Annotated in this window: 5 protein-coding genes; all 5 read left to right on the forward strand. The window is 73.0% G+C overall.

The window, feature by feature from the left end; translation table 11 throughout:
- Positions 1-41: 41 nt before the first annotated feature.
- The 5 genes from B9S61_RS29015 to B9S61_RS29035 all read left to right on the forward strand — a co-directional run bounded on the left by B9S61_RS29015 (position 42) and on the right by B9S61_RS29035 (position 4,856).
- Complete coding sequence (locus tag B9S61_RS29015) at positions 42-524, forward strand: MarR family winged helix-turn-helix transcriptional regulator (protein ID WP_103544896.1); 483 nt, start codon at positions 42-44, stop codon at positions 522-524.
- 101 nt (positions 525-625) lie between these two features.
- The gene (locus B9S61_RS29020) at positions 626-1,765 is read left to right on the forward strand and encodes an LLM class flavin-dependent oxidoreductase (RefSeq protein ID WP_103544897.1); all 1,140 of its coding nucleotides are present in this window, start codon (positions 626-628) and stop codon (positions 1,763-1,765) included.
- Positions 1,762-2,388, forward strand: a complete 627-nt coding sequence (locus B9S61_RS29025; protein WP_103544898.1) for an FMN reductase — start codon at positions 1,762-1,764, stop codon at positions 2,386-2,388. The genes B9S61_RS29020 and B9S61_RS29025 overlap by 4 nt, the downstream gene beginning before the upstream one ends.
- Positions 2,389-2,673: 285 nt before the next feature.
- Entirely contained in the window at positions 2,674-3,399 is a 726-nt protein-coding gene (locus tag B9S61_RS29030; protein WP_103544899.1) for a response regulator transcription factor, read from the forward strand.
- A gap of 47 nt (positions 3,400-3,446) precedes the next feature.
- A complete protein-coding gene (locus B9S61_RS29035; protein ID WP_103544900.1) occupies positions 3,447-4,856 on the forward strand; it encodes a HAMP domain-containing sensor histidine kinase in 1,410 nt (469 codons plus the stop codon).
- The last annotated feature ends 112 nt before the right edge of the window (positions 4,857-4,968 follow it).

Below are 4,968 nucleotides of genomic sequence, written 5' to 3' on the forward strand. Positions count from 1 at the left end.
ACCGGGGATACATGCGGTAGATCCGACCGGGAGGAGTGGGCATGGCGGTGAGCGAGCGGCCGCGGCTGATGGCGGAGCTGGCCGTGGTGTCCCGGCGGTACATGGCGTCGTACGCGCTGTTCAACCAGGCGCTCGCCGACCATCTGGGGCTGCACCCCACCGATCTGCAGTGCCTGAACCTGCTGACGCTGGAGGGCGGCCCGGTGACGACCGGGCGGATCGCGGAACTGACGGGGCTGACGACCGGGGCGGCGACGCGGCTGGTGGACCGGCTGGAGCGGGCGGGGTACGTGGTGCGGGAGCGGGACGCGGGAGACCGGCGGCTGGTGCTGGTGGCGCCGGTGCCGGAGAAGGCCGCGGAGTTCGGTCGGGTGTGGGACCGTCTCGGCGGCGGCTGGGTCGCACTCTTCGACGACCTCGACGACTCGGAACTCGCCCTGTTCATCGACCATATGAGGCGTACGACGGACTTCGGTGCGGAGCAGGCCGCGCGGCTGCGGTCGGGAGAGGTCCGAGAGGTCTAGGAGGTCGGGGGCCGGGCCGGGGGGTACGCGGGAATAGGAGGGGGCGGGGTGTCGTTCCAGGGGTATAGTTGAATTGTAAACAATCTGGAGGGTGAGCGGCCATGCAGTTCGGGATCTTCAGCGTCGGGGATGTCACCCCCGACCCGACCACGGGGCGGACGCCGACCGAGCGCGAGCGGATCAAGGCCATGGTCGCCATCGCGCTGAAGGCCGAGGAGGTGGGCCTCGACGTCTTCGCGACCGGTGAGCACCACAACCCGCCGTTCGTGCCGTCCTCGCCGACCACCATGCTCGGCTACATCGCGGCCCGCACCGAGCGGCTGGTCCTCTCCACCTCGACCACCCTGATCACCACCAACGACCCGGTGAAGATCGCCGAGGACTTCGCGATGCTCCAGCATCTGGCCGACGGCCGGACGGACGTGATGATGGGGCGCGGGAACACCGGTCCGGTCTATCCCTGGTTCGGCAAGGACATCCGCCAGGGCATCGACCTCGCCGTCGAGAACTACGCCCTCCTGCACCGGCTGTGGCGCGAGGACGTCGTCGACTGGGAGGGGAAGTTCCGCACCCCGCTGCAGGGTTTCACCTCCACGCCCCGCCCGCTGGACGGCGTACCGCCGTTCGTCTGGCACGGTTCCATCCGCTCGCCGGAGATCGCCGAGCAGGCCGCGTACTACGGCGACGGTTTCTTCCACAACAACATCTTCTGGCCGGCCGACCACACCAAGCGCATGATCGAGCTGTACCGGGCCCGCTACGCCCACTACGGGCACGGCACGCCCGAGCAGGCGATCGTCGGCCTGGGCGGCCAGGTGTTCATCGGCAAGAACTCGCAGGACGCGGTGCGCGAGTTCCGCCCCTACTTCGACGTCGCACCGGTCTACGGGCACGGGCCGTCGCTGGAGGAGTTCACCGCGCAGACCCCGCTGACCGTGGGCTCCCCGCAGCAGGTCATCGAGAAGACGCTGTCGTTCCGCGACTACGCCGGTGACTACCAGCGCCAGCTGTTCCTGATGGACCACGCGGGGCTGCCGCTGAAGACCGTGCTGGAGCAGCTCGACCTGCTCGGTGAGGAGGTCGTGCCGGTGCTGCGCGAGGAGTTCGCCAGGAACCGTCCGGCCGGCGTGCCGGACGCGCCGACCCACGGTTCGCTGCTGGCCACCGCCGTGCGCGGGAACGCCGTGCGCGGGAACGCCGGGCGCGAGGAAGCCGGACGCACGGAAGGAGCACGGGCATGAGGCTCGTCGTCGTATCGGCCGGACTGAGCGTGCCGTCGTCCACGCGGCTGCTCGGCGACCGGCTGGCGGCCGTCGCCGCCCCGGCCGCGACCGCCCCGGAACCCGGGCCGGCGGACATCCGGGTGGTCGAGCTGCGCGACCTCGCCGTGGAGATCGCGCACACCTTCACCAACGGCTTCCCGGGCCGGGCGCTGTCCGACGCGTTCGACGCGGTGACGGGAGCGGACGGGCTGATCGTGGTCACGCCGGTGTTCTCGGCGTCGTACAGCGGGCTGTTCAAGTCGTTCTTCGACGCGCTGAGCGTCACCGACCCCGACGCCCTCGCCGGGAAGCCGGTGCTGATCGCCGCGACCGGCGGCAGCGCACGGCACTCGCTGGTGCTGGACCACGCGCTGCGTCCGCTCTTCTCCTACCTCAGGGCCGTCGTCGTCCCGACCGGTGTCTACGCCGCCTCCGAGGACTGGGGCGCGGAGGGTCTGGACGGGCGCGTCGAACGGGCGGCCGGGGAGCTGGCCGCGCTGATGGCGGGCCTGTCCACCGTCCGCCCGCTGCCCCGGCGGGACTCCTTCGAGGAGATCACCCCCTTCGAGGAGCGGCTGGCGGCGCTGCGGCCGGCGGGCTGAGCCGGGCGGGCCGAGACGGCACGGCGCGCGTCCGGGGGCTCCGGTTGCTCCCCGGAGGCTCGAAGGCGTGACTACCGGCACGGGGGACCGCCGCAGGGCGGGCCCCGCACGTTGGGGCTCGCACGCCGGGGCTCGACGACGAGTCCGTACGGACGAACCCCGGCGGACGAACCCCGGCGGGCGGGCCCCGGCAGGCAAGCCCCGCCGGGTGAGATCCGGGTAAGAACGGGACCCCGGTGCCGTCCACCGCGACCGGGGCGGCCCGCAGGTTGGCACACTGGCCCCGTGTCGCACACCCTTCTGCTCGCCGAGGACGACCGCGCCATCCGCAACGCGCTGGAGCGCGCCCTGACCCTGGAGGGTTACCGCGTCACGGCCGTCGCCGACGGTGTCGAGGCCCTCGCGCACGCCCACCGCAGCCGGCCCGACGTACTGGTCCTCGACGTGATGATGCCCGGCATCGACGGGCTCCAGGTGTGCCGGGTGCTGCGCGCCGAGGGCGACCGCACACCGGTGCTGATGCTGACGGCGCTGGTGGAGACCGCCGACCGGATCGCCGGACTGGACGCGGGCGCCGACGACTACGTGGTGAAGCCGTTCGACGTCGAGGAGGTCTTCGCCCGGCTGCGTGCCCTGCTGCGCCGCGCGGCCCCCGTCCCGCCCGCGCCGGCCCCCGGACCCGTGGAGGAGCCGAGGCCGGTGAGCCCGGACCGGTTCGTCGACGCCGCCGGACTGCGCATGGACCCGCAGGCGCGCCGGGCCTGGCGGGGCGAGCGGGAGCTGGAACTGACCCGCACCGAGTTCGAGCTGCTGGAACTGCTGATCCGCAACGCCGGTGTCGTCCTCGAACACGCCACCATCTACGACCGTATCTGGGGCTACGACTTCGGCCCCGGTTCCAAGAACCTGGCCGTCTACGTCGGTTATCTGCGCCGCAAGCTCGACGAGCCCGGCGCACCGCAGCTGATCCACACGGTGCGCGGGGTGGGCTACGTGCTGAGGGCCGAGTGACCGCGGGCGGTGCGCACGCGACACCGGGGCCGGTACCGCGCCGGCGGATGCGGCTGCTGTCGCTGGGGACCACGTTCGCGGTGGCGTTCGCGGCGGTCACCGCCACCGTCACCGTGCTGGTCGGCATCCTGTCGTACAACGCGGCCGCCCGGCTGGTGCGGGTGGACCAGCAGACCGTGTTCGACGAGGTCGTGCAGGATCTGCGGCGCGAGGTCCGGGACAACCGGATGGCGCCCCTCGACTTCTCCTCCGCCGCGCCCGGCCACGACCTCGTGCGGCCCGCCCGGACCGACGTCCAGGTGCTCGGCCCGGACGGCAGCGTCTTCGACCCGGGCGACCCCGGACTGCCGGTGGTCGCCGCCGACCGTCTCATCGCCGGTGCCGCCACGGCGGGACGGGTGGTCGTCCACGCGGGCGTCGACGTCGGCGACGACGTCTACCGCGTGGCGACCGTCTCGCTGGGCGGCGAACGGGGCGCGGTGCAGGTCGCGCAGGAGTTCAGCAACACCGAGGACCTGCTGCGGGCGCTCCAGCGGCGCACCCTGATCATGATGGCGGCGGTGGTCGTCGGCGCCGGACTGTTCGGCTGGTGGCTCGCCCGGCGCATCACCCGGCGCCTCGTCGTCCTCACCAACGCCGCCGAGATCGTCGCCCGCACCCGCCGGCTCGGCATCCAGGTGCCCGTCGCCGGCAACGACGAGGTGGGGCGCCTCGGCCGCGCCTTCGACCGGATGCTGGGGCGGCTCGCCCAGTCCGAGGAGGACCAGCGCCGGCTGGTGCAGGACGCCGGGCACGAGCTGCGTACGCCCCTCACCTCGCTGCGCACCAACATCTCGCTGCTGCGCCGCATCGACGAACTGCCGCCCGGCACCCGTGAGGAACTCGTCGCCGATCTCACCCAGGAGGCCCGCGAACTGACCGACCTGGTCAACGAGCTGGTCGAGCTGGCGGCGGGGCAGTCCGACACGGAGCCGCCGCAGCGTGTCGACCTCGCGGACATCGCCGAGGACGTGGCGGAACTGGCCCGGCGGCGCACCGGACGGCAGATCGTGGTCCGCGCGAGCGGCGACACCGGCACCGACGGGCGGCCGGGGATGCTCACGCGGGCGGTGTCCAACCTGGTGGAGAACGCGGTCAAGTTCGACCGGGGCGGGCGCGCACCCGTCGAGATCGGCGTGACGGGTCCGGCCCGGCCCGGAACGGTGCGGGTGGAGGTGCGCGACCGGGGGCCGGGCATCTCCGACGACGATCTGACGCGCGTCTTCGACCGCTTCTACCGCGCCGCGGACGCGCGGTCCCTGCCCGGGTCGGGGCTGGGTCTCTCCATCGTCCGGGAGGTCGCGCTCGCGCACGGCGGCGCGCCGTACGCCTTCCGTCGGGACGGCGGCGGAACGGTGACCGGATTCACGGTGGGCGGCGGGGCGGGAGCGGAGACGGAAGAGGACGAACAGCGATAAGCACTGACCGAAGTCGCGTCCCGCCCATCACCCCGCCGTCACCGCGGGCAGCCGCGTGTCCCGCCCACCTCTCCACCCCGCCGTCACCGCGGGCAGCCGCGTGTCCCGCCCA

Origin of the sequence: Streptomyces sp. SM1, from assembly GCF_002910825.1 — a bacterium.
Lineage (GTDB): Bacteria > Actinomycetota > Actinomycetes > Streptomycetales > Streptomycetaceae > Streptomyces > Streptomyces okerensis.